The organism is Methylibium sp. Pch-M (assembly GCF_004136295.1).
GTDB classification, from domain to species: domain Bacteria; phylum Pseudomonadota; class Gammaproteobacteria; order Burkholderiales; family Burkholderiaceae_C; genus Methylibium; species Methylibium petroleiphilum.
Genome location: NZ_CP029606.1, coordinates 1,981,424 through 2,007,186 on the forward strand (window position 1 = coordinate 1,981,424; position 25,763 = coordinate 2,007,186).

At 69.3% G+C, this 25,763-nt stretch carries 26 protein-coding genes; 12 read left to right on the top strand and 14 right to left on the bottom strand.

Annotated elements, in window-relative coordinates:
• Nucleotides 1–71: 71 nt before the first annotated feature.
• Both sucD and sucC read right to left on the bottom strand, forming a co-directional pair.
• Nucleotides 72–965, bottom strand: a complete 894-nt coding sequence (sucD, locus tag C1M51_RS09615; protein WP_036232217.1) for a succinate--CoA ligase subunit alpha — start codon at nucleotides 963–965, stop codon at nucleotides 72–74.
• Between the two features lie 20 nt (nucleotides 966–985).
• Nucleotides 986–2,146: an ADP-forming succinate--CoA ligase subunit beta gene (gene sucC / locus C1M51_RS09620; RefSeq protein ID WP_129449361.1), complete on the bottom strand. Its 1,161-nt coding sequence runs from the start codon at nucleotides 2,144–2,146 to the stop codon at nucleotides 986–988.
• A 219-nt stretch (nucleotides 2,147–2,365) separates the two neighbouring features.
• Here sucC and argC point away from each other — a divergent pair, with 219 nt between their 5' ends.
• Nucleotides 2,366–3,289 carry an N-acetyl-gamma-glutamyl-phosphate reductase gene (gene argC / locus C1M51_RS09625; RefSeq protein ID WP_011827674.1) on the top strand — a complete coding sequence of 308 codons (924 nt, stop codon included), beginning with the start codon at nucleotides 2,366–2,368 and terminating at the stop codon, nucleotides 3,287–3,289.
• Nucleotides 3,290–3,294: 5 nt separating this feature from the next.
• Here the strand turns inward: argC and C1M51_RS09630 are convergent, their stop codons facing one another.
• Nucleotides 3,295–3,804, bottom strand: coding sequence for a RecX family transcriptional regulator (locus C1M51_RS09630; RefSeq protein WP_011827675.1), 510 nt, complete (start codon nucleotides 3,802–3,804; stop codon nucleotides 3,295–3,297).
• Nucleotides 3,805–3,850: 46 nt separating this feature from the next.
• The gene (gene recA / locus C1M51_RS09635) at nucleotides 3,851–4,924 is read right to left on the bottom strand and encodes a recombinase RecA (protein ID WP_011827676.1); all 1,074 of its coding nucleotides are present in this window, start codon (nucleotides 4,922–4,924) and stop codon (nucleotides 3,851–3,853) included.
• A gap of 141 nt (nucleotides 4,925–5,065) precedes the next feature.
• Here recA and C1M51_RS09640 point away from each other — a divergent pair, with 141 nt between their 5' ends.
• The 3 genes from C1M51_RS09640 to C1M51_RS09650 all read left to right on the top strand — a co-directional run bounded on the left by C1M51_RS09640 (nucleotide 5,066) and on the right by C1M51_RS09650 (nucleotide 8,688).
• On the top strand, nucleotides 5,066–5,737 hold the full coding sequence (locus C1M51_RS09640) for a response regulator transcription factor (RefSeq protein WP_011827677.1): 672 nt from the start codon (nucleotides 5,066–5,068) through the stop codon (nucleotides 5,735–5,737).
• 32 nt (nucleotides 5,738–5,769) lie between these two features.
• Nucleotides 5,770–7,299 (top strand): sensor histidine kinase, encoded by a 1,530-nt coding sequence (locus C1M51_RS09645; protein WP_129449363.1) that lies wholly within the window; start codon nucleotides 5,770–5,772, stop codon nucleotides 7,297–7,299.
• 87 nt (nucleotides 7,300–7,386) lie between these two features.
• Entirely contained in the window at nucleotides 7,387–8,688 is a 1,302-nt protein-coding gene (locus tag C1M51_RS09650; protein ID WP_129449365.1) for a patatin-like phospholipase family protein, read from the top strand.
• Nucleotides 8,689–8,704: 16 nt separating this feature from the next.
• Here the strand turns inward: C1M51_RS09650 and rodA are convergent, their stop codons facing one another.
• From rodA to C1M51_RS09675, 5 genes are all read right to left on the bottom strand, one after another.
• Complete coding sequence (gene rodA / locus C1M51_RS09655; protein WP_129449366.1) at nucleotides 8,705–9,862, bottom strand: rod shape-determining protein RodA; 1,158 nt, start codon at nucleotides 9,860–9,862, stop codon at nucleotides 8,705–8,707.
• Nucleotides 9,859–11,970 carry a penicillin-binding protein 2 gene (gene mrdA, locus C1M51_RS09660; RefSeq protein ID WP_129449368.1) on the bottom strand — a complete coding sequence of 704 codons (2,112 nt, stop codon included), beginning with the start codon at nucleotides 11,968–11,970 and terminating at the stop codon, nucleotides 9,859–9,861. Before mrdA ends, rodA begins: the two co-directional genes overlap by 4 nt.
• A gap of 28 nt (nucleotides 11,971–11,998) precedes the next feature.
• Nucleotides 11,999–12,520, bottom strand: coding sequence for a rod shape-determining protein MreD (gene mreD / locus C1M51_RS09665; protein ID WP_011827682.1), 522 nt, complete (start codon nucleotides 12,518–12,520; stop codon nucleotides 11,999–12,001).
• A complete protein-coding gene (mreC, locus tag C1M51_RS09670; RefSeq protein ID WP_011827683.1) occupies nucleotides 12,517–13,452 on the bottom strand; it encodes a rod shape-determining protein MreC in 936 nt (311 codons plus the stop codon). Before mreC ends, mreD begins: the two co-directional genes overlap by 4 nt.
• Before the next feature lie 85 nt (nucleotides 13,453–13,537).
• The gene (locus C1M51_RS09675; RefSeq protein WP_011827684.1) at nucleotides 13,538–14,581 is read right to left on the bottom strand and encodes a rod shape-determining protein; all 1,044 of its coding nucleotides are present in this window, start codon (nucleotides 14,579–14,581) and stop codon (nucleotides 13,538–13,540) included.
• 287 nt (nucleotides 14,582–14,868) lie between these two features.
• Between C1M51_RS09675 and gatC the strand changes: the two genes are divergently transcribed.
• The 3 genes from gatC to gatB all read left to right on the top strand — a co-directional run bounded on the left by gatC (nucleotide 14,869) and on the right by gatB (nucleotide 18,213).
• Nucleotides 14,869–15,168 carry an Asp-tRNA(Asn)/Glu-tRNA(Gln) amidotransferase subunit GatC gene (gene gatC, locus C1M51_RS09680; protein WP_129449370.1) on the top strand — a complete coding sequence of 100 codons (300 nt, stop codon included), beginning with the start codon at nucleotides 14,869–14,871 and terminating at the stop codon, nucleotides 15,166–15,168.
• Nucleotides 15,165–16,658, top strand: coding sequence for an Asp-tRNA(Asn)/Glu-tRNA(Gln) amidotransferase subunit GatA (gene gatA, locus C1M51_RS09685; protein ID WP_129449372.1), 1,494 nt, complete (start codon nucleotides 15,165–15,167; stop codon nucleotides 16,656–16,658). Before gatC ends, gatA begins: the two co-directional genes overlap by 4 nt.
• A 106-nt stretch (nucleotides 16,659–16,764) precedes the next feature.
• The gene (gene gatB / locus C1M51_RS09690) at nucleotides 16,765–18,213 is read left to right on the top strand and encodes an Asp-tRNA(Asn)/Glu-tRNA(Gln) amidotransferase subunit GatB (protein ID WP_129449374.1); all 1,449 of its coding nucleotides are present in this window, start codon (nucleotides 16,765–16,767) and stop codon (nucleotides 18,211–18,213) included.
• Nucleotides 18,214–18,229: 16 nt separating this feature from the next.
• Here gatB and C1M51_RS09695 read toward each other — a convergent pair whose 3' ends face one another.
• Nucleotides 18,230–18,943 carry a hypothetical protein gene (locus C1M51_RS09695; protein WP_129449376.1) on the bottom strand — a complete coding sequence of 238 codons (714 nt, stop codon included), beginning with the start codon at nucleotides 18,941–18,943 and terminating at the stop codon, nucleotides 18,230–18,232.
• Nucleotides 18,944–18,970: 27 nt separating this feature from the next.
• Entirely contained in the window at nucleotides 18,971–19,675 is a 705-nt protein-coding gene (pyrE, locus tag C1M51_RS09700; RefSeq protein ID WP_129449378.1) for an orotate phosphoribosyltransferase, read from the bottom strand.
• Between the two features lie 28 nt (nucleotides 19,676–19,703).
• On the opposite strand from pyrE, the gene C1M51_RS09705 reads away from it, so the two are divergent.
• From C1M51_RS09705 to C1M51_RS09715, 3 genes are read left to right on the top strand one after another with little or no spacing between them, the layout of a single operon-like run.
• A complete protein-coding gene (locus C1M51_RS09705) occupies nucleotides 19,704–20,495 on the top strand; it encodes an exodeoxyribonuclease III (RefSeq protein ID WP_129449380.1) in 792 nt (263 codons plus the stop codon).
• Between the two features lie 31 nt (nucleotides 20,496–20,526).
• Nucleotides 20,527–20,745 (top strand): hypothetical protein, encoded by a 219-nt coding sequence (locus tag C1M51_RS09710; RefSeq protein ID WP_129449382.1) that lies wholly within the window; start codon nucleotides 20,527–20,529, stop codon nucleotides 20,743–20,745.
• Nucleotides 20,746–20,758: 13 nt separating this feature from the next.
• A complete protein-coding gene (locus tag C1M51_RS09715; protein ID WP_129449384.1) occupies nucleotides 20,759–21,406 on the top strand; it encodes an MBL fold metallo-hydrolase in 648 nt (215 codons plus the stop codon).
• Between the two features lie 18 nt (nucleotides 21,407–21,424).
• Here the strand turns inward: C1M51_RS09715 and C1M51_RS09720 are convergent, their stop codons facing one another.
• The gene (locus tag C1M51_RS09720) at nucleotides 21,425–22,447 is read right to left on the bottom strand and encodes a M48 family metallopeptidase (protein ID WP_129449386.1); all 1,023 of its coding nucleotides are present in this window, start codon (nucleotides 22,445–22,447) and stop codon (nucleotides 21,425–21,427) included.
• Nucleotides 22,444–23,979 (bottom strand): MFS transporter, encoded by a 1,536-nt coding sequence (locus C1M51_RS09725; protein WP_129449388.1) that lies wholly within the window; start codon nucleotides 23,977–23,979, stop codon nucleotides 22,444–22,446. Before C1M51_RS09725 ends, C1M51_RS09720 begins: the two co-directional genes overlap by 4 nt.
• Nucleotides 23,980–24,103: 124 nt before the next feature.
• Here C1M51_RS09725 and C1M51_RS09730 point away from each other — a divergent pair, with 124 nt between their 5' ends.
• Entirely contained in the window at nucleotides 24,104–24,340 is a 237-nt protein-coding gene (locus tag C1M51_RS09730) for a hypothetical protein (RefSeq protein ID WP_129449390.1), read from the top strand.
• A gap of 116 nt (nucleotides 24,341–24,456) precedes the next feature.
• Nucleotides 24,457–25,095, top strand: coding sequence for a phosphatase PAP2 family protein (locus C1M51_RS09735; protein ID WP_129449391.1), 639 nt, complete (start codon nucleotides 24,457–24,459; stop codon nucleotides 25,093–25,095).
• 19 nt (nucleotides 25,096–25,114) lie between these two features.
• Here the strand turns inward: C1M51_RS09735 and C1M51_RS09740 are convergent, their stop codons facing one another.
• A complete protein-coding gene (locus tag C1M51_RS09740; RefSeq protein ID WP_129449393.1) occupies nucleotides 25,115–25,759 on the bottom strand; it encodes a DNA-3-methyladenine glycosylase I in 645 nt (214 codons plus the stop codon).
• Nucleotides 25,760–25,763 lie beyond the last annotated feature (4 nt).

Here is a 25,763-nt window from a genome sequence, read left to right on the forward strand (position 1 = left end):
TAACGAACAAGGCCGCCCGAGGGCGGCCTTGCAGGCGGGGGCGGAGCGCCGTGCGGCGCGCGGCCCTGCGGTCAGAGCAGGCCCTTGAGCAGCTTGCCCATCTCCGACGGGTTGCGGGTAACCGTGAAGCCGCATTCCTCCATGATCGCCAGCTTGGCGTCAGCCGTGTCGGCGCCGCCCGAGATCAGCGCGCCGGCATGGCCCATGCGCTTGCCCGGGGGGGCCGTCACGCCAGCGATGAAGCCGACGATCGGCTTCTTCATGTTGGCCTTGCACCATTGCGCGGCCTCGGCCTCGTCGGGGCCGCCGATCTCGCCGATCATGATCACCGCGTCGGTGTCCGGATCGTCGTTGAAGGCCTTCATCACGTCGATGTGCTTGAGGCCGTTGATCGGGTCGCCGCCGATGCCCACCGCGCTCGACTGACCCAGGCCGATCTCGGTCAGCTGCGCCACCGCTTCGTAGGTCAGCGTGCCGGAGCGACTGACCACGCCGATGCGGCCCTTGCGGTGGATGTGGCCCGGCATGATGCCGATCTTGATCTCCTCGGGCGTGATCAGGCCCGGGCAGTTGGGGCCGAGCAGCAGCGTCTTCTTGCCGCCGGCGGCCTCCTTGGCCTTCATCTTGTTGCGCACCACCAGCATGTCCTTCACGGGGATGCCTTCGGTGATGCAGATCGCCAGGTCCAGGTCGGCCTCGACCGCCTCCCAGATCGCCGCGGCGGCGCCGGCCGGCGGCACGTAGATCACGCTGACGGTCGCGCCGGTCTGGGCCTTGGCGTCCTTGACGCTGGCGTAGATCGGGATGCCCTCGAAGTCCTCGCCGGCCTTCTTCGGGTTGACGCCGGCGACGAAGCAGTTCTTGCCGTTGGCGTAGTCGCGGCAGCCGCGGGTGTGGAACTGACCGGTCTTGCCCGTGATGCCCTGGGTGATGACCTTGGTGTTCTTGTTGATCAGAATGCTCATGTTCGGTGTCCTTCGAGGGCTCAGGCGACGGCGGCGACAACCTTGGTGGCCGCTTCGGCCATGGTGTCGGCGGCGATGATCGGCAGACCGGAGTCGGCCAGGATCTTCTTGCCCAGGTCTTCGTTGGTGCCCTTCATGCGCACCACCAGCGGCACCTTCAGGCCGACCGCGCGCGAGGCGGTGACCACGCCGTCCGCGATCGTGTCGCAGCGCATGATGCCGCCGAAGATGTTGACCAGGATGGCCTTGACCTCGGGGTTCTTCAGCATGATCTTGAAGGCCTCGGTGACCTTCTCGGCCGTCGCGCCGCCGCCGACATCAAGGAAGTTGGCCGGCTCGCCGCCGAACAGCTTGATGGTGTCCATCGTCGCCATCGCCAGGCCGGCGCCGTTGACCAGACAGCCGATGTTGCCGTCGAGCTGGATGTAGGCGAGGTCGAACTTGCTGGCCTCGATCTCGGCCGGGTCTTCCTCGTCGAGGTCGCGGTAGGCGACGATCTCCGGGTGGCGGAACAGGGCGTTCGCATCGAAGTTGAACTTCGCGTCGAGCGCGATCAGATTGCCCTTGCTGTCGCAGTTCAGCGGATTGATCTCGACCAGCGAGGCGTCCGTCGCCATGTAGCAGCGGTACAGGTTCTGCAGCAGCGTCACCGCCTGGGCGTGCGAGGCCTCCGGCAGGCCCACCGCAGCGGCGACCTTCTTCGCCTGCGCATCGCCCAGGCCGGTCAGCGGATCGATCACCTCGGTGATGATCTTCTCGGGGGTGCTGTGCGCGACCTCCTCGATGTCCATGCCGCCTTCGCTCGAGGCGATCAGGGCGACCTTCTGGGTCGCGCGGTCGGTCACCAGCGAGACGTAATATTCCTTCTTGATGTCCGCGCCTTCCTCGATGTACAGGCGCCGCACCTTCTGCCCCTCGGGGCCCGTCTGGTGGGTCTTGAGCTGCATGCCCAGGATCTGGCCCGACAGCGCCTTCACCTCGTCCAGGCTCTTGCCGAGTTTCACGCCGCCGCCCTTGCCGCGGCCGCCTGCGTGGATCTGCGCCTTCACGACCCACACCGGACCACCGAGCTTCTGGGCGGCCTCGACGGCCTCCTGCACGGTGAACGCCGGATAGCCGCGGGGTACCGGAACGCCGAACTGGCGCAGGATCTCTTTGCCTTGGTATTCGTGGATCTTCATGGTCGCGCTGGATTCGAGGGTGGGTGGTTCGAGTCGAAGAAGTCGGACGGTTCGGCGCCCGCCCGCGGGCGGCACGGCGCGGGTGGCACGCCGAGAAAAGCCGATCGACTTTAGCATGCTGCATTGCACCAAGAACTCCACGGGAACCCTTGATGACACGCGACTGACGCCCGGCGTTGCTACCATCGACCTTCCTCTGTCCGCCCCTCCCTGCACACCATGAGCACCCGCCCGGCCCGCATCTTCATCGACGGCGAAGCCGGCACGACCGGACTCGGCATCCGCGAGCGACTGGCCGGGACGGACGGGATTGAGCTCGTCAGCATCGACCCCGCTCGCCGCAAGGACGCTGGTGCGAAGCGCGAGCTGATGGCCGGCGTGGATCTGGTGGTGCTGTGCCTGCATGACGATGCCGCGCGCGAATCGGTGGCGCTGGCCGACAGCTTGCCGGGCGGGGGGCCGAAGATTGTCGACGCCAGTACGGCCCATCGCGTGGCGTCTGGCTGGGTCTATGGATTTCCGGAGTTGCTGCCGGCGCAAGCGGCCGCCGTTGCGGCATCGCGCCGCGTGGCCAACCCTGGGTGCTATCCGACCGGCGGCATCGCGTTGCTGCGCCCTTTGGTCGATGCGGGTTTGCTGCCGACAGACTATCCGGTAGCCGTGCACGCTGTGAGTGGTTACTCCGGGGGCGGAAGAACAATGATCGAGGCTTATGAGGCCGGTGACGCCCCATCCTTCGAGCTTTACGGCCTTGGCCTCGAACACAAGCACTTGCCTGAACTGCAGCAGTACAGCCGGCTGGAGCGTCGACCGATCTTCGTGCCCAGCGTCGGCAACTTCCGCCAGGGCATGCTGGTGCAGGTGGCGTTGCACCTCGATCTGCTGAACGGGCGGCCGAAGCCGGCCGACCTCGAGGCGGCGTTGCGGGCACGCTATGCCGGTCAGCCATGGGTCCAGGTGGTGACGGCCGAGCCGGGCGGCAAGATCGAGGCCGAGGCGCTGAACGACAGCAACCGGCTGGAGTTGCGGGTCTACGGCAACGAGGATCGCGGCCAGGCCGTGCTCGTGGCACGGCTCGACAACCTGGGCAAGGGCGCGTCGGGCGCCGCAGTGCAGAACATCGCGCTGATGCTCGGCGTGTGATTGGCTCAGTCTTCGCGCCCAGCTGACTTCACCACGCGGCCCACCGTTTCCGAGCTGAAGCCTCGGGCGCTCAGAAAACGCATCTGCCGCGCTCGATCGGCGGCATCGACGGCCGGCGTGCCGAAACGCTTGGCCCATACCGCACGGGCGCGGGCGAGTTCGCTGTCCTTGAGTTGTTGCGCGGTCTCTGCGTCGAGAGCCATGCCGTGCTGCGCGAGTTCCCGGTGGATGCGCAGGTTGCCGAAGCGCCCCTCGCGGGCGCTCACGCGGGTCTCGATGAAGCGGTCGGCGCTGAGCAGGTCCTTCGCCGCGAGCCAGTCGAGCAGGTCGTCGACCTCCTGCTCGGTCGGCAGCGCCGGCGCAGGGGCGTCGGCCGACAGCGGCGATGACCCCGCCGCCCTGCGCTGCCGATCGACGTGTGACAGCAACTTGCGTCGCAGCTCGATGCGGCTGTGCTCGCGCTGCGCAAGATAGGTCAGCGCCTTGGCCTTCAGGGTGGGCGCGGGACGGACCACGAGACGCCTCCGTCGGCCGCCGCGAGCCCGCGGAGCTTCCCCCGCCTCAGGCGCCGGCAGCCGCCTGCTTGGTGCCCTTGGGGACTTCGATCTCGATGCTGGGCAGCAGCGCCACGCCCAGCGATTCACGAATCTTGTTCTCGATCTCGTGGGCCAGTTCAGGGTTCTCGCGCAGGAACTCGCGGCTGTTGTCCTTGCCTTGGCCGATCTTCTCGCCGTTGTAGGCGTACCAGGCGCCCGACTTGTCGATCACCTTGGCGATGACGCCCAGGTCGATGATCTCGCCCTCGCGTGACACGCCCTCGCCGAACAGGATGTCGAACTCGGCGGTCTTGAATGGCGGGGAGACCTTGTTCTTGACGACCTTGACCTTGGTCTCGTTGCCGATCACTTCTTCGCCACGCTTGATGCTGCCGATGCGGCGGATGTCGAGCCGCACCGAGGCATAGAACTTCAGCGCGTTACCGCCGGTGGTGGTTTCGGGTGAGCCGAACATCACGCCGATCTTCATGCGGATCTGGTTGATGAAGATCACCATGCAGTTCGACTTCTTGATCGTCGCGGTGAGCTTGCGCAGCGCCTGGCTCATCAGCCGTGCCTGCAGGCCGGGCAGGGAGTCGCCCATCTCGCCTTCGAGTTCAGCCTTGGGCGTGAGCGCCGCGACCGAGTCGACAACGATCAGATCGACCGAGCCGGAGCGCACCAGCGCGTCGACGATCTCGAGCGCTTGCTCGCCGGTGTCGGGCTGGGAGATCAGCAGCTCCTGCAGGTTGACCCCCAGTTTCTGGGCGTACTGCGAGTCGAGCGCATGCTCGGCATCGATGAAGGCGCAGGTGCCGGCCAGCTTCTGCATCTCGGCGATGACCTGCAGGGTGAGCGTGGTCTTGCCCGAGGACTCGGGACCGTAGATCTCGATGACGCGTCCGCGCGGCAGGCCGCCGACGCCGAGGGCGATGTCCAGGCCCAGCGAGCCGGTGGACACCACCTCGATGTCATCGATGACCTCGCCTTCGCCGAGGCGCATGATCGTGCCCTTGCCGAACTGCTTCTCGATCTGCGCGAGCGCAGCCTGCAGGGCCTTGGCCTTTTCGGTGTTCAATGTCTTGACGCTTGCATCCATGCTGAGCCTCCGGTTTGCTCGGGATTATGGTCGAAACTGGTTATTTGTACAGTAGTTTTTGGCTGCTCCGAAGGGCCTCCCTACAATGAAGCCGGCGCCGACCACAACGAAACCCATGGCGCCGCCGAGGGAGACACGTCCATGAGGATCCTCATCGCCGAAGACGACCAGGTGCTGGCCGACGGTCTGTTGCGCACCCTGCGCAAGGGTGGCTATGCGGTGGATCAGGTCGGAAGCGGCAGCGAGGCCGATGCGGCGCTGGCCGACCACGAGTTCGACCTGGTGATCCTCGATCTCGGACTGCCCAAGCTGCACGGCCTGGAGGTGCTGCGCAAGATGCGCGCGCGGGGCACCGTGACGCCGGTGCTGATCCTGACCGCGGCCGACAGCGTGGAGCAGCGAGTGAAGGGGCTGGACCTGGGGGCCGACGACTACATGGCCAAGCCCTTCGCGCTGCAGGAACTGGAGGCACGCGTGCGAGCGCTGACGCGGCGTGGCCTGGGCACCGCCTCGGCCATCATCAAGCACGGCCCGCTGTCGTTCGACGCGACCGGGCGCGTGGCCTACCTGAACGACCAGATGATTGAGCTGTCGGCTCGCGAGCTCTCGCTGCTCGAGGTGCTGCTGCAGCGTGCCGGCCGGCTGGTCAGCAAGGACCAGCTGGTCGAGCGCCTGTGCGAATGGGGCGACGAGGTCAGCAACAACGCGATCGAGGTCTACATCCACCGCCTGCGCAAGAAGATCGAGCAGGGCCCGGTGCGCATCGCCACCGTGCGTGGCCTGGGCTACTGCCTCGAGAAGATCGCGGGCTGAGCCGGCATGCTGCGCGGCGCGCGCCTCCGGGCATGAACACGCTGCGCGGACAACGCTCGCTGTTCGGCGAGATCCTCGACTGGATGCTCGCGCCGCTGCTGTTGCTGTGGCCGATGAGTGTCGCGCTGACCTGGCTGGTCGCCCAGAACATCGCCAACCGTCCCTACGACCGCGCGCTCGGCGAGATGGCGCGAGCGCTGTCGCAGCAGGTGAGCGTCGACCAGGGCCGCGTCGCGTTCGCTCTGCCGCCCGGAGCCGATCAGTTGCTGCGGGCCGACGAGGCGGACCAGATCTACTTCCAGGTGCTGGGCGCGCGGGGCGAGTATGTGGGTGGCGATCACACGCTGCCGGTCCCGCGCGAGGACGACGTGGCGGCGGTTGGAGAGGTCCGCTATCGCGACGACGAGGTGCACAACGAGGCCGTGCGCGTGGCCTACCTGTGGGTGGCGATGCCCGCCGCGCCGCGGATTCCCGGCGCCACCTCGCCGGCGCTGGTGCAGGTGGCCGAAACCCTGGGCAAGCGCTCGCAGCTGGCCACCGAGATCATCAAGGGCGTGATCCTGCCGCAGTTCGTGATCCTGCCGCTCGCGGTGCTGCTGGTGTGGCTGGCGCTGGCGCGCGGCATCGCGCCGCTCAACGAGCTGCAGCAGCGCATCCGCCGCCGTGCGGCTGATGACCTGAGCCCGATCGACGAGATGGAGGCGCCGGAGGAGGTCTCGCCGCTGGTACGAGCCATCAACGATCTGCTGGAGCGCCTGGACCGCTCGCTGGCGACGCAGCGGCGCTTTCTCGCCGATGCCGCCCACCAGCTCAAGACGCCGCTGGCCGGCCTGCGCACCCAGGCCGAGATCGCGCAGCGCGAGATCGACGCGGGCGAGCGCGAACCCGAGGCCTTGAAGCGCTCGCTGCAGCAGATCGCGCTGTCGAGCCAGCGGGCCGCGCACATGGTCAACCAGTTGCTGGCGATGGCGCGCGCCGAGGACCGCGAACTCGCCGCCCGCGTGGCCGAGGTCCGGCTGGCGAGGCTGGCCACGGAGACCGTGCGCGACTTCGTGCCGCGCGCGCTCGAGAAGCGCATCGACCTCGGCTACGAGGGGCCGGGCGCCGACGGCGAGACGGCCGAGCCGCAGCGCAGCAGCGTGCTCGGCCATGCGCTGCTGCTGCGCGAGATGATCCGCAACCTGGTCGACAACGCCCTGCACTACACCCCTCCCGGAGGCACGGTGACGGTGAGGGTCGTCAGCGACCCGTTCGGCCAGGTCGTGGTGCTGCAGGTCGAGGATTCCGGCCCCGGCATCCCCGCGGCGGAGCGTGAACTGGTGTTCCAGCCCTTCTACCGCGCCCTGGGGACCGATGTCGATGGCTCGGGCCTGGGCCTGGCGATCGTCGCCGAGATCGCTCGACAGCACGGCGCTACGTTGACGCTGGACGACACCCGCGAAGGCCCCATGCCTGAAGGCAGCAGCCCCGGCGCGCGCTTCACCGTGCGCTTCGCCGCCTGGCCGGCCGACCGTCTGCCGCGTGCCGCGCCCCTTGCCAGCGGGACGGCCAACCCGGCTTAGTCGCGGCCGACGTCGAGGAGGGTTGTTTGCTGCAATGCAGCATTCGTCGAGGCGCCGGCGTAGACTGGCCGCCAACCGGGAGATGCCATGCCAGAGTCGCCGTCACACCCGAACAACCGCTCGCCCGCCGCGCCGCGCCGCGTCGATCTTGCTCTGCAAGGTGGAGGGTCCCACGGTGCCTTCACCTGGGGCGTGCTCGACCGGCTGCTCGAGGACGACGCGGTCGAGATCTCCGCGATCTCGGGCACCAGTGCCGGCGCGCTCAACGCCGCCGTGCTGGCGACGGGACATGCCCGTGGCGGCCGCGCCGGCGCGCGCGCAGCACTCACGGCCTTCTGGCACGACGTCAGCACCAGCAGCCAGATCTTCTCGCCGTTCTCGCTGAGCCAGGCCAGCGCGGCCGGCAGCAGCTTCAACTTCGACAAGCTGCCGAGCTACCAGTGGCTCAACAGCTTCTTTCGCGCCTTCAGCCCCTATGAGTTCAACCCGCTGAACCTGAACCCGCTGCGCGACGTGGCCCGGCGGCATGTCGACGAGGACGCGCTGCGGCGTTGCGACATCCCGCTGTTCATCACGGCCACCAGCGTGCGCAGCGGCCAGGCCCACGTCTTCACCGGCAAGGACCTGTCGATCGATGCGCTGCTGGCCTCCGCCTGCCTACCGTTCATCTTCCAGGCCGTGACGATCGACGGCGAGGCCTACTGGGATGGCGGCTACACCGGCAACCCGGCGATCTACCCGCTGATCTACAACACCGAGACGCTCGACATCCTGCTGGTGAAGATCAACCCGCTGCAGCACGAGGGGACGCCGACCCGCAGCGTCGAGATCATCGACCGCCTGTCCGAGATCACCTTCAACGCCAGCCTGGTGGCCGAGATGCGCGCGATCGCCTTCGTGTCGCGCCTTGTGCGCGAGGGCCGGCTGGAGGCCGGCCACTACAAGGACCTGCGCCTGCACATGATCGCCGACGACGAAGGCCTGGCGCCGTTCAACGCGAGCAGCAAGTTCAACACCGACCGGGTGTTCCTCGACGGCTTGTTCGAGCTCGGGCGTCGGGCCGCGGACCAGTGGCTGAAGAAGCATGGCGACGACATCGGCGTGCGCTCGACGCTGGATGTGGAGCGCAGCTTCCTCGAGAAGCCGGCCCGCAACGGCCAGCGCCGCGCGCCCCGCCCGCGCGCGGTGCGGCCTCCGGCAGCGCCGCCGATGCCCGCGGTCGACGAGCCGGCGCTGGTCGCCCCGCCCGCTGCAACCATTGCACCCGCTGTGCCCGCGGCGCCCACGCCAGTGCCCGCGCCACCTGCGACGCGGCCGGCCGTGGCGCGGCCGCGCCTGCCCTCCCTCCTGTCGCGCTGGATCAAGCGTCCACGCAAGCCGCCGCGCTGAGTCCGTCGCCGGCCGTTCAGCTCTGCATCAGCCGCTTGCTGCGCGCCACCGACATCAGGATGCCGAGCGCGAGACCCAGCGTGACCATCGCCGTGCCGCCGTAGCTGATGAAGGGCAACGGGATACCCACCACCGGCAGGATGCCGGTCACCATGCCCATGTTCACCATGCTGTAGGTGAAGAAGCTGAGCGTGATCGCGCCGGCCAGCAGCCGCGAGAACAGCGTCGGCGCGTCCGACGCGATCATCAGACCGCGGAAGATCAGGAAGGTGAAGCCCAGCAGCAGCGCCACGCAGCCCGCCAGTCCGAACTCCTCCGAGAAGGCCGCGAAGATGAAGTCGGTGGTGCGCTCGGGGATGAACTCCAGATGGGTCTGGGTGCCGTTCATGAACCCCTTGCCGGTGACCCCGCCCGAGCCGATGGCGATCATGCCCTGGATGATGTGGAAGCCCTTCCCCAAGGGATCGGTGGTCGGGTCGAGCAGGGTGCAGACGCGGTGCTTCTGATACTCGTGCAGCAACACCCAGTCGACGCCGGGCTCGCAGATCTGCGTCTGGAACCAGATCAACCCGCCGATGCCGACCGCGCCCAGCCCCAGCACCGGCAGGATCAGCGCCCAGCTCAGGCCGGCGAAGAACATCACGTACAGCCCGCCCGACAGCACCAGGATGGCGGTGCCCAGGTCCGGCTGCTTCACGATCAGCGCGACCGGCACGGCCAGCAGCACGAAGGCCACCACGAAGTCCGGCGCCTGCAGCTGGCCTTCCCGGCGCTGGAACCACCAGGCCAGCATCAGGGGCGTGGCGATCTTCAGCAGTTCGCTGGGCTGGATCACCAGCACCTGCAGGTCGAGCCAGCGCGTGGCGCCCTTCTTCGTCACGCCGAACAGCTCGACGGCGATCAGCAGCGCCACACCCAGCACGTAGAGCGGCACCGCCAGCTGAGCCAGGCGCTGCGGCGAGAGCTGCGCCACGATGAACATCACGCCGGCGGCCAGCAGCATGTTGCGGCCGTGGTCGACGAAGCGCGTCCCGTGGTCGTAACCGGCCGAATACATGGTCAGCAGGCCGGCGGTCGCCAGCAGCACGATGGCCAGCGCCAGCGGCCCGTCGAAGCCCATGAACACGGTGGCGGCACGTTGCCACCACGGACGCTTGTCGAACACGGTGCTCATCGATTCGTGGCCTCGACCGGTGCCGTCGGCGCCGGCGCCTGGGCGATCTTCGCCGGCGGGGCTGCCGCCGCTCCACCGGGCGCAGAAGCCGCCGGGGCGGGTTGGGAGGCGGGGGCGGCGGGCGCCGCGGCGGCCTCACCGCCGGCGGTCGTGACGGCGCCGGGCGTGAACGGCATCAGCGGCACCTCGGCGGCGAGTCGCGGCGTGCCAACCGGCGGACCGGCTTGGCCCTTCTGGACCAGCGCGATGTCCTCGGCGTTCGGGTAGCGCCCCGTCAGCACGAAATCGAGCACGCGCCGCGCGATCGGCGCGGCCGCCTCGGCGCCGAAACCGGAGTTCTCCACGATGACGGCCAGTGCGACCTGCGGGTTGTCGACCGGCGCGAAGGCGGTGTAGAGCGAATGGTCGCGCAGGTAGTCGGCCATCTTGCTCTTGTCGTACTTCTGGTCCTGGCGAATGCCGACCGCCTGCGCCGTCCCGGTCTTCCCACCACTCGGGTAGCTCGCCCCCATGAAGACGCGCGTCGAGGTGCCTTCCTGCGTCACGCCGTGCAGCGCCTTGCGGACCACCTCCACGTGGTCGGGCTGCAACGGCAGCGGACTCAGCGCCTCGGCCGACATCAGTCGGGTCTCCCGGGTTGCCACATCCTCGATCTCGCGCACCAGCCGCGGCACGTAGCGCTGCCCGCCCGATACCAGCGTGGCGGTGGCGGTGGCGAGCTGCAGCATCGTGAAGTTGTTGTAGCCCTGGCCGATGCCGAGCGAGATGGTCTCGCCGGCGTACCACTTCTGCAGCTCGGGCTTCTTGTAGTACTTGCGCTTCCACTCGGTCGAGGGCAGCACGCCGGTGACCTCGCCGTTGATGTCGATGCCGGTGCGGCGGCCGAAGCCGAAGGGCTCGAGCTGCTCGTGGATGAGGTCCACGCCCATGTCGGCGGCCAGCTGGTAGTAGTAGACGTTGCTCGACTTGACGATCGAGCGGTTCATGTCCACCACGCCCAGCCCGCCGTCACCGTGGCTGCGGAAGCGGTGGTTGCCGAACATGAAGACGCCGTTGTCGTAGGTGGTCTGCTGCGGCGTGCGCTTGCCGGATTCCAGCGCGGCGATCGCCATGAAGGGCTTGAAGGTCGAGCCGGGCGGGTAGGTGCCGCGCAGCGCGCGGTTCAGCAGGGGCTTGTCGATCGACTCGTTGAGCTCCTTCCAGCTCTCCGAATCGATGCCGTCGACGAACAGGTTGGGGTCGAAGGTCGGCTTGCTGACGAAGGCCAGCACCTCGCCGGAGCGCGGGTCGATCGCGACCAGCGCGCCACGCCGGTCGCCGAACAGCTGCTCGACCATCGCCTGCAGCTTGATGTCGATCGACAGCCGCACCGTGTTGCCCGGCGTCGGCGGGCTGGCCCGCAGGCGCCGCACCGCGCGGCCCGAGGCGCTGGTCTCGACCTCCTCGAAGCCGGTGATGCCGTGCAGCTCGGCCTCGTACTTCTGCTCGATGCCGAGCTTGCCGATGTAGTCGGTGCCCTTGTAGTTGGCCGCATCGTCGGTCTCGTCGATCGCGTCCTTCTCGGCCTGGTTGATGCGGCCGATGTAGCCCAGCACATGGCTGCCGAGCTCGCCATAGGGGTAGTTGCGGAACAGCCGCGCCTTGATGTCGACGCCGGGGAAGCGGAAACGCTGCGCGGTGAAACGCGCCACCTCCTCGTCGCTGAGCTTGGTGCGGATCGGCAGGGACTCGAAGCTCTTGGCGTCGTCCATCATGCGCTTGAAGCGGCGACGGTCGCGCGTCGTGATGTCGATCACTTCCTGCAGCGCATCGATGGTGCCCTCCAAGTCGTCGATCTTCGACGGCGTGAGTTCCAGCGTGTAGGCCGAGTAGTTGTTCGCCAGCACGACACCGTTGCGGTCGAGGATCAGGCCGCGGTTCGGCGTGATCGGCAGTACCGTGATGCGGTTGCTCTCGGCGCGCGTGGACAGCTCGTCGTGCCGCAGCACCTGCAGCGTGACCAGGCGCGCCGTCACCAGCCCGAAGCCGAACAGCACCAGCGCGCCGGCGGCGATCAGGCGCAGCCGGAAGCGGCCCAGCTCCTGGTCGACGTTCTTGAGTTCGGTCACGGTTCGGTCCGGCGTTGCCGCGCTGCGGTCACAGCGGTCGATTCTCGTCCCGGTCCGGCGCACGGCGCTGCGGCGCCAGCAGCAGCACGGCAGCCACCGGCCACAGCAACGCTTCGATCACCGGCGCGAACACCAGGTTCCACCCCGGGAACACGCCGCCGGCCGCCAGCCGGACCAGCACCGAGACCGCGTGCGCCGCGACGAACAGCGGCAGCACCTGCAGCGCCTGCCCGAGCACCGAGAACCACAGCAGGCGGCGGTGGATGGTGGTGGCGAAGAAGCTCAGCAGCGTGTAGGCCAGCGCGTGCTGGCCCAGCAGCGCGCCCTGGTGCACGTCCATCAACAGGCCGAACACGAAGGCCGCGCCGATGCCCACGCGGCGCGGCTGGTGCACGTTCCAGAACACCAGCGCCAGCGCCAGCACGTCGGGCATCGCGTTGACGCGGCCGAACGGGATGAGGTTGAAGGTGAGGGCCAGCAGCAGCGAACCCCACATGAACACCGGGTTGACCGGCAGCAGCAGCTGGTCGGAACTGCGCGGCATGATCATCGGCGTGCTCCCGGTCGGCGGCGCGGCGCGGCTTCGCTGGCCGCCGGCTCGGTGGGGCGGGGCGGCAGCTGCAGGCCGAGCGGCTGCAGCACCAGCACGTGGCGCACGCTGTCGGGCCGCGCCGCCGGGGCCAGCGTGACCTTCGCGAAGGTAGTGCCGGCGCGCCGATCGACCGCGACCACCTTGGCCACCGACAGCCCGGGCGGGTAGACGCCGTCGACGCCCGAGGTGTTCAGCACATCGCCCGGCTCGATGTCGGCATTGCTGGCGAGGAAGCGCAGTTCCATGCCGGCGCCGGCGGCCACGGTGGACGGATCGCCGTAGGCGGCCGCTCGAGCCTGCGTGCGGACGTTCAGCACCGGGATCGCCGCGTCCTTGTCGGTCAGCAGCGTCACCTCCGACGCCAGAGGGTAGACGCGCGTGACTTGGCCAAGCACCCCCGCGGCGTCGATCACCGGCGAGGCAGGCGCCACGCCGTGCGTCGCACCGCGGTCGATCACGATCTTGCGCGAGTAGGGATCGGCGGCCTCGTACAGCACCTCGGCCGCCTCGGTGTTCACGGTGAACTGCGGGCGCAGTGCCAGCAGCTCGCGCAGGCGTTGGTTTTCCTCGGTCAGCGGGCCGACGCGCGCCGCCACCTCGGACTGGGCGGCCAGCTGCACCAGCGCTGCCGTCTCGCGCTCACGCGCGCCGGCGATCCCGGTGAAGTAGTCGTGCACCGTGTCCCAGGCGCGGACCGGGACCAGCAGCACGCGCTCGACCGGGTGCAGTGCGGTGGACAGGGCCGCGCGCAGCGGTTGCGTGAGCTTGAAGCGCGTGTCGGCCACCATCAGGAACAGCGCGAATGCCGAGAAGAACACCAGCTTCGTCAGGGCCGACATGCCCTGCTTGAAGAACGGCGGCGGAGTGCGATCGAGGGTGCCTAGAGGCATGGCGCTCGGCGGTGAACGACGAAGCCGGCCACGTGGGGCACGTGCCGGCTTCGGGACTGCATCGGGGATGCGAGCCGGGTCGGGATCACTCGGAGGTGAAGATGCTGCCCAGGCGCTCCATGCGCTCCAGCGCCATGCCGCAACCGCGCACCACGCAGGTCAGCGGGTCCTCGGCCACCAGCACCGGCAGGCCGGTTTCCTCGGCCAGCAGGCGGTCCAAGTCGCGCAGCAGCGCGCCGCCGCCGGTCAGCATCATGCCGCGCTCGGAGATGTCGGCGCCAAGTTCGGGGGGCGTCTGCTCCAGCGCGTTCTTGACGCTGGAGACGATGTTGTTCAGCGGATCGGTCAGCGCCTCGAGGATCTCGTTGCTGCTGATCGTGAAGCTGCGTGGCACGCCTTCGCTGAGGTTGCGGCCCTTGACCTCCATCTCGCGCACTTCGGACCCCGGGAAGGCCGAGCCGATCTGCTTCTTGATGGCCTCGGCGGTGGGGTCGCCGATCAGCATGCCGTAGTTGCGGCGGATGTAGTTGATGATGGATTCGTCGAACTTGTCGCCGCCGACCCGGATGCTGCCCTTGTAGACCATGCCGCCGAGCGAGATGACGCCGACCTCGGTGGTGCCGCCGCCGATGTCGACCACCATCGAGCCGGTGGCCTCGCTGACCGGCAGGCCGGCGCCGATGGCCGCGGCCATCGGCTCCTCGATCAGGTAGACCTCGGAGGCACCGGCGCCGAGCGCCGACTCGCGGATCGCACGCCGTTCCACCTGTGTGGAGCCGCAGGGCACGCAGATGATGATGCGCGGGCTGGGCTTGAGCACCGAGCGTGGATGCACCATCTTGATGAACTGCTTGAGCATCTGCTCGGTGACGGTGAAGTCGGCGATCACGCCGTCCTTCATCGGCCGGATCGCCTCGATGTTGCCCGGCACCTTGCCGAGCATGGCCTTGGCCTCGGCGCCGACGGCCTGGATGGTCTTCTTGCCGTTGGGGCCGCCTTCGTGACGGATCGCGACGACCGAAGGCTCGTCGAGCACGATGCCCTTGCCACGCACGTAGATCAGCGTGTTGGCGGTGCCGAGGTCGATCGCGAGGTCGGTGGAGAAATAGCGTCGCAGGGAGGCGAACATGTCTTGGCGTTTCTGCAGGGCGCCGCAGCGAGGAAGCCGGGGGCTACGAGGGCTGCGCCGCCTGGGTATGGGGAGGGGCGGTGTTCGAAGCGATCTGGGCCAGCAGGCCGGTCGCGATGTCTGCGCCCCCACTGCGCTCGTTGCGTAGTGAACGCCTCCATCCCGGCCGGGTGAGGAACTCCGAAGATAATACCGCACGGCCCCAGCGCGACGCCTGCGAAAAGCGGCGTTGAATCGCGGCAGTTCTCTGGCGCAGAGCCGTTGCGTCCCTCCATTTCGCCCCTTCCATGGCCCTGACCCCCACCGACGTGAGCCGCATCGCCCTGCTGGCCCGGCTCGAACTCAGCGAGGCGGAGCAGTCCGCGATGCTCAGCCAGCTGAACGGCTTCTTCGACATCGTCGAGCGCATGCGCGCGGTCGACACCACCGGCGTCGCGCCGCTCTACACGCCGCTGTCGGCCGTGCAGGAGGTCGCGCTGCGGCTGCGCGAAGATGTGGTCACCGAGGTCGACCAGCGCCAGGCCAACCAGCGCAGCGCACCGGCCGTCGAGGCCGGGCTGTACCTCGTGCCCAAGGTGATCGAATGAGCGCCGAGCTGCACCAGCTCGGCGTGGCCGACCTGTCGGCCCGGCTGGCCGCCAAGACGGTATCGAGTGCCGAAGTCACGTCACACCTGCTTGCGCGCGTTGCCGCGCATGAACACCTGGGGGCTTTCCTGTGCACCGACGCCGAGCTGGCGCTGCGGCAGGCCCGCGCGGCCGACGAGCGGCGCGCCCGCGGCGAGGCTCTCGGCGCGCTCGACGGCGTGCCGCTGGCCCACAAGGACATCTTCGTCACGACCGACTTTCCCAGCACCGCGGCCTCGAAGATGCTGGCCGGCTACCGCTCGCCCTTCGATGCGACGGTCGTCGCGAAGCTCAAGGCGGCCGGCACCGTGACCTTGGGCAAGCTCAACTGCGACGAGTTCGCGATGGGCGGCAGCAACGAGAACTCGGCGATCCGGCCGGTCCGCAACCCCTGGGACACGGAGCGCATCCCGGGCGGGTCGTCGGGCGGCTCGGCGGTGGCGGTGGCGGCGCGGCTGGTGCCAGCGACCACCGGCACCGATACCGGCGGCTCGGTGCGCCAGCCAGCCTCGCTGTCCGGCGTGACCGGCATCAAGCCGACCTACGGACGCTGCTCGCGCTACGGGATGATCGCCTTCGCCTCCAGCCTCGACCAGGCCGGCCCGATCGCCAAGAGCGCCGAGGACTGCGCGTTGCTATTGGGCGCGATGAGCGGCTTTGACGAGCGCGACGCTACCTCGGCGCAGCAGCCGGTGCCCGATTTCGCCGCGCTGCTGCGCGCTCCGCGCGATGGTGCGAACGCCGGCCAGCCTTTGCGCGGCCTGCGCGTCGGGCTGCCGCGCGAGTTCTTCGGTGCCGGCGTGGCCGGCGACGTGACGCAGGCGGTACGTGCTGCACTGGCGGAGGTCGAGAAGCTCGGCGCCACGCTGGTCGACGTGAGCCTGCCGCGCACCGAGCTGTCGATCCCGGTCTACTACATCATCGCCCCCGCCGAGGCGAGCTCCAACCTGGGCCGCTTCGACGGCGTGCGCTATGGCCACCGCGCCGCGCAGTACGGCGACCTGCTCGACATGTACCGCAAGAGCCGCAGCGAAGGCTTCGGCGCCGAGGTCAAGCGACGCATCATGATCGGCACCTACGTGCTGAGCCACGGCTACTACGACGCCTACTACCTGCAGGCGCAGAAGCTGCGCCGCATGATCGCCGACGACTTCCAGGCCGCGTTCGCCCACTGCGACCTGATCGCCGGCCCGGTGGCGCCGACCGTCGCGCGCCGGCTGGGCTCGCAGACCGACCCGGTCGCCGAGTACCTGGCCGACATCTTCACGCTGCCGGCCAGCCTGGCCGGTCTGCCGGGCCTGAGCGCGCCGGCGGGATTCGGCGAGGGGGGGCTGCCGGTCGGCCTGCAGCTGATCGGCAACTACTGGCAGGAGGCGCAGCTGCTGCACGCCGCCCACAGCTTCCAGCAGGCCACCGATTTCCATCTCCGCGCGCCGGAGGGCTACGCATGACGACCCCTACGCTCACGTTGCTCGCTGCCCCCCAAGGGGGCGCAGACCGCCAAGGGCCGCGCAGGGGCCCCTTCGTGGCCCTTGGCGGCCCGGCGGGAGGTCTGACATGAACGTCGCCCCCGCGCTGATCCGCGGCTACGAAGTCGTCATCGGCCTCGAGACCCACACCCAGCTGTCCACCGCGTCGAAGATCTTCTCCGGCGCGCCCACCGCCTTCGGCGCGGCGCCGAACACCCAGGCCTGTGCAGTCGACCTGGCCTTGCCCGGCAGCCTGCCGGTCATGAACCGCGGCGCGGTCGAGCGCGCGATCCGCTTCGGCCTGGCCGTGGGCGGCCAGATCGCGCCGTTGTCGATCTTCGCGCGCAAGAACTACTTCTACCCCGACCTGCCCAAGGGCTACCAGATCAGCCAGTACGAGCTGCCGGTGGTCCAGGGCGGCACGGTGGAGTTCTACCTGGCCGACGTGCCCCACCAGGTGCGGCTGACGCGGGCCCACCTGGAAGAGGACGCCGGCAAGTCGGTGCACGATGCCTTCGACGGCCTGAGCGGCATCGACCTCAACCGTGCCGGCACGCCGCTGCTGGAAATCGTCTCGGAACCCGACATGCGCTCCAGCAGGGAGGCGGTCGAGTACGCGAAGGCGCTGCACGCGCTGGTGGTGTGGCTGGGCATCTGCGACGGCAACATGCAGGAAGGCAGTTTCCGCTGCGACGCCAACGTCTCGGTGCGCCGGCCCGGTGCGCCGTTCGGCACGCGGCGCGAGATCAAGAACCTCAACAGCTTCCGCTTCCTGCAGCAGGCGATCGACTTCGAGATCCAGTGGCAGATCGACCAGATCGAGGACGGTCTCGCGATCCGGCAGGCCACCGTGCTGTTCAACCCCGACAGCGGCGAGACGCGAGCGATGCGCACCAAGGAAGACGCGCACGACTACCGCTACTTCCCCGACCCCGACCTGCCGCCGCTGGTGATCGCGCCGGAATGGATCGCGCGCGTGACCGGCGAGATGCCGGAGCTGCCGCGCGTGATGGCGGCGCGCTTCGAGCGCGAGGACGGCCTGGCCGCCTACGACGCCTCGATGATGACGCAGAGCCTCGCGGTGGCGCGCTACTACGAAGCCACGAAGGCCGCCGGTGCGCCGGCCAAGCTGGCGGCGAACTGGCTGATGGGCGAGCTGTCGCGGCGGCTCAATGCCGAGGAACGCAGCATCGATGCGAGCCCGGTGAGCCCGGCGACGCTCGCGGCGCTGATCGCCCGCATCGCCGACGGCACGATCTCGAACAACGGCGCGAAGCAGGTGTTCGATGCGCTGTGGAACGGCGAGACGGAGGTCGACGCGGTCATCGCCGCCAAGGGCCTGAAGCAGATGTCCGACAGCGGCGAGCTCTCCGCCATCGTCGACGCCGTGCTTGCCGCGAATCCGAAGTCGGTGGACGAATACCGCGCCGGCAAGGACAAGGCCTTCAACGCGCTGGTCGGTCAGGCGATGAAGGCGAGCAAGGGCAAGGCCAACCCCACGCAGCTCAGCGAGCTGCTGAAGAAGAAGCTCGGTTGACGGCGGCCGCCGTGGCTCAGGGCTTGGGCGGCGGCGCGGCCTGACCGGCCAGCGCCGACTGCGGCAGCGGGCCGAGTGATCCCGGATCGGCGCCACCCCACAGCCGCTTGAGCCGGGCCAGTTCGGCGTCGAACAGCGCCGTGATGCGACCGACCTCGGCCTGCTGGTTGACGATCAGCGCGCGCTGCGCCTCGATGCTCACGTCGACCGACTCGATCTGCCCCTTGAGCTTGCCCGGCAGGTTCTTGCCCTTGTAGAACTCGGCCTCGTCGAGCAGCGGCTTGCGCTCCTTCTGCAGGTCGGCCAGGCGCTGCTCCGAGGCCTGGATGCCGCTGCGCGTGGCGTTCAGCGCGGCGTCTCGGGCCTTGTTGTGCGCGGCCTCGTTCGGAAAGCGCACCAGCAGGTTGCGGTCGCGGCGGATCGCCTCCTGCTTGTTCGCGCGCTCCTGCGCCTTGCGGCGCTCGGCTTCCTCGTGCACCGCGCGCTCGTCGGAGGTCAGGCTGGGTTGCAGCACGGTGCGCAGCGAACCGTCGCTGTTGAGCACGCGCTGCTCACGGTCCATGCACTCGGCGATCGGGCGGTCCCGCGTCAGGGTGCGGCCGGCGGCATTGGTGCAGGTGTAGATGGCGCTGCCCTGCTTGACCTCCTGCGACGAGGCGTCCACTGCCAGCGACCCCAGCATGCCGAGCATCAGGGCGGCGTTCAGTCCGCGCACACGACAGATCCTCATCCCGCCCGCTCCCCGTTCCTTCATGTCTCAGACGCCGTAGCGATCCCGGTAGGCCTGCACCCGTGGCAGGTGTTGCGCCAGCGCCGGGTCGGCCTGGCGCGCCAGATACTGCAGCAAGTCCGACAGCGTCGCAATCGCGCAGACCGCCAGGCCGAGCTCACGCTGCACGAACTGCACCGCGGAATGATCGGCATCGCGCACGCCGTCTTGAGTGGTTTCGGTGGCCCGTTCCTGGCGGTCGAGCGCGATGGCCACGCCGCAGGGTTCGGCCCCGGCGGCCCGGATCATCGCGACCGACTCGCGCACCGAGGTGCCGGCCGAAATCACGTCGTCGATGATCACAACGCGGCCGTGCAGCTTGGCGCCGACAAGCTGGCCGCCTTCGCCATGATCCTTGGCTTCCTTGCGGTTGTACGCATACGGCAGGTTGCGGCCGAGCCGGGCGAGCTCGACCGCCACCGCGGCGGCCAGCGTGATGCCCTTGTAGGCCGGGCCGAAGATCATGTCGAAGGCCAGGCCGGAAGCCTGCATCCGGCGTGCATAGAATTCGGCGAGGCGGCCCAGCTTGGCGCCGTCGTCGAACAGCCCGGCGTTGAAGAAATACGGGGACAGGCGCCCGGCCTTGGTCTTGAATTCGCCGAAGCGCAGCACGCCGGCCTCGACCGCGAAGGCCACGAAGTCCTGCGCGAGGTCGTCTTGTGCCACCGCGCCCGGGCCGCCGAAGGTGCTCATCTGGACTGCTGGAATTGGAAGGTGCGTCGTGTTGCGTCTGGTCTCGCTCAATCTCAACGGCATCCGTTCCGCGGCCAACAAGGGCTGGGTCGAATGGGCCGAGAAAAGCGCCATCGATTGTATGGGCGTGCAGGAGCTCAAGGCCCAGGCGGCCGACCTGGGCGGGCGCTTCGACCGGGTGGCCGGCCTGCAGGGCCACTTCCACTACGCCGACAAGAAGGGCTATTCCGGCGTCGGCCTGTACACGCGCGGCACGCCGAGCGACGTGATCACCGGCATCGGCGAGCCCGAGTTCGATGCCGAGGGGCGCTACGTCGAGGCCCGCTTTGACACGCCGCAGCGCAAGCTGTCGATCATCAGTTGCTACTTTCCCAGCGGCTCCAGCTCCGACGAGCGGCAGCAGGCCAAGTTCCGCTTCCTGGCCCTGTTCTACCCTTACCTCGAGCTGCTGAAGGCGACCCGCGAGTTCATCCTGGTGGGCGACGTGAACATCGCGCACCGGGAAATCGACCTGAAGAACTGGAAGAGCAACCAGAAGAACAGCGGCTTCCTGCCCGAGGAGCGTGCGTGGATGAGCCGTGCGCTCGACGAACTGGGCCTGGTCGACGTGCACCGCACGCTGCGGCCCGACGACACCGGCGAGGCCTACACGTGGTGGAGCAACCGCGGCCAGGCCTGGGCCAACAACGTCGGCTGGCGCATCGACTACCACTTGGCGACCCCGGCACTCGCCGCGCTGGCGCGCTCGGCGTCGGTCTACAAGGCGCAGCGCTTTTCCGATCACGCCCCGTTGACCGTCGACTACGAACTTTCGCTGTGAACTTGCACCGTGTTCTTCCAGGAGATTTCTCATGCGCACCGCTGCCTTGATCGTCGGCGTCCTGTTGCTTGTGGCGGGCGGGCTGATCTCGGCCGGTGTCCTGAGCTTCGACAAGGAAGAAACCGTGGCCAAGCTCGGCCCGCTGGAGATCACCACCACCGACCACAAGAAGCCCGCGCCGGTGGTGGGCTACCTGCTGCTCGGCGTGGGCGCGCTGGTGCTGGTCGTCGGCCTGGCCGGCAGGAAGTGAGCGGCGACGCGGCATGCTGCGCTACCTCACCGTCCCCGTCACCGCCTTCCAGCAGAACTGCTCCGTCGTGTGGTGCGACGCCACGCGCCGCGCCGCCGTCATCGATCCCGGCGGTGAGCTGCCGAAGTTGCGGGCCGAAGTGCGGCGGCTGGGGCTCACGCTCGAGGCGATCTGGCTGACCCACGCGCACATCGACCATGCGGGCGGCACCGCGCAGCTCGCCCGCGAGGACGCGCTGCCGATCATCGGGCCGCACGTGGCCGACCAGTTCTGGATCGACGGGCTGGCGCAGCAGAGCCGGATGTTCGGCTTTCCCCCCAGCGAGCCGTTCACGCCGACGCGCTGGCTCTGCCCCGGCGGCTCGGACGACCGCGTGACGCTGGGCGACTGCGAGCTCGAGGTGCGGCACTGTCCCGGGCACACGCCGGGCCATGTGGTGTTCGTCTCGCGAGAGGCGCAACGGGCCTTCGTCGGCGACGTGCTGTTTGCCGGCGGCATCGGTCGCACCGATTTCCCGCAGGGCGATCACGACACGCTGGTGAACGCGATCCGCACCCAGCTCTGGCCGTTCGGCGATGACACCGTGTTCATCCCCGGCCACGGGCCCGAGAGCAGCTTCGGCCGCGAGCGGCGCCACAACCCCTACGTGCGCGACCTCTGAGCGCGCGCCGCCGGGCGCTCAGCGCGATGATTCGCGCTGCGGTGCAGCGGGCTTGGTCGCCTTGCGGTCGCCGCTGTCGGCCAGCCCGGCGTCCCAGCGCTGCGTCGGCTTGGGCGCACGGTCGTACAGCGGCAGCACCTTCGGCAAGTTGGCCTCGATGTCGCGGATGCGGGTGGGCCCCTGCGGGTGGGTGGAGCCGTACTCGGCCAGCTTGTTGCCGCTGCCCCCTCCCCCGCCGCCGGTGGCCTGGCCCATCTTGGTCCACAGGCTCACGCCGGAGCGCGGGTCGTAGCCGGCGCGCGCGGCCAGCTCCATGCCCACCAGGTCGGCCTCGGACTCGTCGTCGCGGCTGAACTTGAGCTGCAGCAGTTGCGCGCCCATGCCGGCGAGGGTGCGGCTGGCATTGCCCAGTCCGAGCAGGGCCGCGCCGATCTCCAGGCCGATGTTGGTGGCGGTGGACTTGCCCATGCGCTCTCGGGCGTGCTCACGCAGCGCGTGCGCGACCTCGTGGCCCATCACCATCGAGACCTCGTCGTCGGTCAGCTTGAGCTGTTCGATCAGGCCCGTGTAGAAGGCGATCTTGCCGCCCGGCATGCAGAAGGCGTTGATCTGCTTGCTGGCCAGCAGGTTCACCTCCCACTTCCAGCCGGGCGCCCGCCCGTTCCATTCGGGCGTGAACGGGATGATGCGTCGCGCGATGGCGCGCAGCCGCACGGTCTGCGTGTCGTCCGCGCCCACCAGCGCGTTCTTGTTGCGGGCCTCCTGGAGCAGCTGTGCGTACTGCTGCGTCGCGGCCTGCTCGACCTGCTCGGCCGGCACCAGCTTCGAGAAGCTCGACTGCTTGCCGACGTCGACGCCCTCGCGCGCGCCGGCAGCCGGCAGCAGCAGCGCGGCGCCCGCGCCAGCCAGCGCGGCGTTGAAGCGGCGACGCCCGGATCGGGCGGGCGCGGTGGCGTCCACAGCCTCCTCCGGCGCGTTCAGCCGCGCGAAGGCGGCGCACAGGCTGCAGTGGTAGCGGGGGGACGAGGTGAACTGGCTCATGACGATGAGACTCCGGGGGCGGCTTCGCGTTCCAGCATCCGGCGCACCGACGGCAACAGCAGGTAGGCCGGGAACGACAGCCAGAACGTCAGGAAGAAGTAGACGGCATACCCCAGCTCCTGGGCCCCGATGCCGCCGGCCCAGCCGGCCACGGCGCGGCTGAAGGCGAAGATGCTCGACAGGATGGCGTATTCGGTGGTCGCGCGCGCCTTGCTGGTGATGCCCATCAGGAAGGCGAGGAAGGCGCCGGTGCCCAGCCCGCCGGTGAAGCTCTCGAGCGCACTGGCCGAGTAGACGATGGCCTGGTGCAGCGGCTCGACGCCGATCGTCGCGGCCGCCCCCGGCGTCAGCAGCGGCACGGCCCACGCCGTGCCCGCGTAGCCGAGGTTGGACAGCGCCTGCCACAGGCCCAGCACCCACAGACCACGGAAGATGCCGCGCTTGTCGACATACCAGCCGCCGACCAGCCCGCCGGCGATCGACAGCGCCAGCCCGAGGTTCACGCTGACGAAGCCGATCTGCCCGGCCGTGAAGCCGGCGTCGACCCAGAACGGCTTGACCATGAAGCCCATCGCCGCGTCGCCCAGCTTGAACAGCAGGATGAAGGCCAGCACCGCCACCATGCCGGGCCGCAGCAGCAGCTCGACCCAGGCGCCGAACACCGGCCCGTCGCGCAGCGCCAGCGCCTGCGGTGCGCGCGCCGCGCGCACCAGCAGTGCCGCGCCGGCGAACATCAGGCCGACCGGCAGCGCGCCGCGGAACCACCAGGTGGTGCTCACCGCCTCCACGGCGCTCCACTGCAGCGCGCGGGCCAGCGGCCCCAGCACCGGCCACAGCAGACCGACCAGCACCAGCCCCAGCGCGACCAGGAAGCCCGGCTGGGCGCGCAGCAGGCCGAGCTCCTTGCCCACGCTGCTGGGCGGCGCGCCGACGCGCGGCCGCTCCGCCGGCGCCAGCAGCGCCATGCCGGCGTTGAGACCGAACACCACCGCCCCGAGTGCATAGGCCGCGCTCCAGCCGAGCGCGCCCGACACCATCAGCAGCACCCCGGCGGTCAGCATGCCGGCGCGGTAGAAGCCGATGCGCAGGCCGTTCGCCAGGCCGTACTCGCGCTGATCGAGCAGCTCGATCGTGTAGCCGTCGGTCGCGATGTCGTTGGTGGCCGACAGCACGGTGAAACAGCCGATGGCCACCCACACCCAGGGCCCGAGCGCGAGACCGAACACGGCAAAGCCGATCATCACGGCGGCCATGCCGAGGTTGGCCGCAGCGACCCACCAGCGGTGCCGGCGCGCCCAGTCGACCATCGGCGCCCACAGGAACTTCACGGTCCAGGCCAGGCCCAGCAGCGACAGCAGGCCGATGTCGGCGAGGTTCACGCCGTGCTGGCGGAAGTAGACCGGGAACAGGTCGAAAAACACCCCCAGCGGCAGGCCTTCGCTGAAGTACAGCAGGGCCACCCAGAACAGCTTGCGCCGGTAGGCAGGGCGGGCCGTCGTGGAGGCGGGCGCAACGGGAGGCACGGCGGTCATTGCGGGCATTCTAGGGAGAGCCCCTGCCGCGCCCGCCCCGGCCGTCGGCAGGGAGTCGACGACCGGACTACAGTGCCGACGGGCCTCGACCGTGGCCTATTCCTCATTCACAGGAGACCCGACGATGAAGAAGCTGCTCCCCCTGGTGCTGGCCGTCGCGGCCGGCGCCGCCATGGCCCACAATTGTCCGAACGAGATGAAGGCGATCGACGCCAAGCTCGCCAGTTCACCGAATCTGGGCGAGGCCGACCTGGCCAAGGTCAAGGCCCTGCGCAGCGAAGGCGAGGCCGCGCACAAGGCCGGCAAGCACGACGCATCGATGAAGGCGCTGGGCGACGCGAAGAAGATCCTCGGCATCTGAGCGCGGCGCGATCCTTGCGTCGCGTCTCGCGTGGGCCGTGCCTTGCGGTACGGCCCGCTTGTTTTTTCCTGGAACCGCGCACCGGCGCCGCTCGACCGCTCCCCACCCGCTCCCCGATGACATTCGCATACGCCTCCTGGCACTGGCTCACCCGATTCGGCGAATCCGGCATCGTGATCCCGATGGCGCTGCTGGCCGCGGCGTGGTGGTGGTGGGCCACGCCGAGTCGGCGGCCCTTGTTCGCATGGCTGCTGTTGCTGGGCTCCGCAGCCTTCCTCACGCTGGTGACCAAGGTCGCGTTCATGGGATGGGGCCTCGGCATCGAGGCGCTCGATTTCACCGGCCTGTCGGGGCACGCGATGCTGGCCGCCGCGATCTACCCGGTGCTGGCGCGCACGCTGGCCAGCCCGGCCGCGGTGCCGCCGCGCTGGGCGATCGCCGCCGGCTATGCGCTGGCGGCGGTGATTTCGCTGTCGCGCGTCGTCATCGGCGCGCACTCGGTGTCGGAGGTCGTGCTGGGCTTTGCGGTGGGCGGGGCGGCGAGCGCGGTCGCGCTGATGCTCGAGACCCGTCATCCGCCGCCGCTGCCGAAGCACTGGCTGGTGGTCGGGCTGGCGGGCTGGCTGACGCTGATGCCCGTGGTCGCCGCGCCATCGGGGACGCATGGGATGGTGCAGCGGCTGGCCAAGGTGTTGTCGGATCGCGACGTGCTCTTCACGCGGGCCGATCTGCACCGCCTGCGGCCGCCCGGCTGAGCGGGCCGGGCCCCGGCCGTCAGCGTGGCGGCTGCAGTCCGCGCCGCGCCTGCAGCGCTCGTTCGCGCACGTGACAGCCGTCAAGGTGGTCGTTGACCAGCCCCATCGCCTGCATGAACGCGTAGACCGTGGTCGGACCGACGAAACTCCAGCCGCGCCGCTTCAGGTCCTTGCTCATCGCCACCGACTCGGGCGAAGTGGTCTGCGTCTTCAGTGCCTCGAGCGTCATGCGGCGGGGGCGCGAGGCGGGCGCCGGCTCGTGGCGCCAGGCGTAGGCCGCCAGCGAACCGAACTCGGCGCGCAACTCGATCACACGGCGGGCGTTGTTGAGCGTCGATTCGATCTTGCCGCGGTGGCGCACGATGCCCGCGTCGCCCAGCAGCCGCTCGACGTCGCGCCCGGTGTAGCGCGACAGCCGCTCGGCGTCGAAGTCGGCGAACGCGGCGCGGAAGTTCTCGCGCTTGTTCAGGATGGTGAGCCAGCTCAGGCCGGCCTGGAAGCCTTCGAGGCAGAGCTTCTCGAACAGCCGCCGGTCGTCGGTGACCGGGAAGCCCCACTCGTGGTCGTGGTAGTGCTGGTAGGCCGGCGTGGCCGCGCACCAGGTGCAGCGTGGCGCGCCATCGGAGGCGGTGTCGAACAGGCCGGCGGGAAGCGGTGGGCTCATGCGG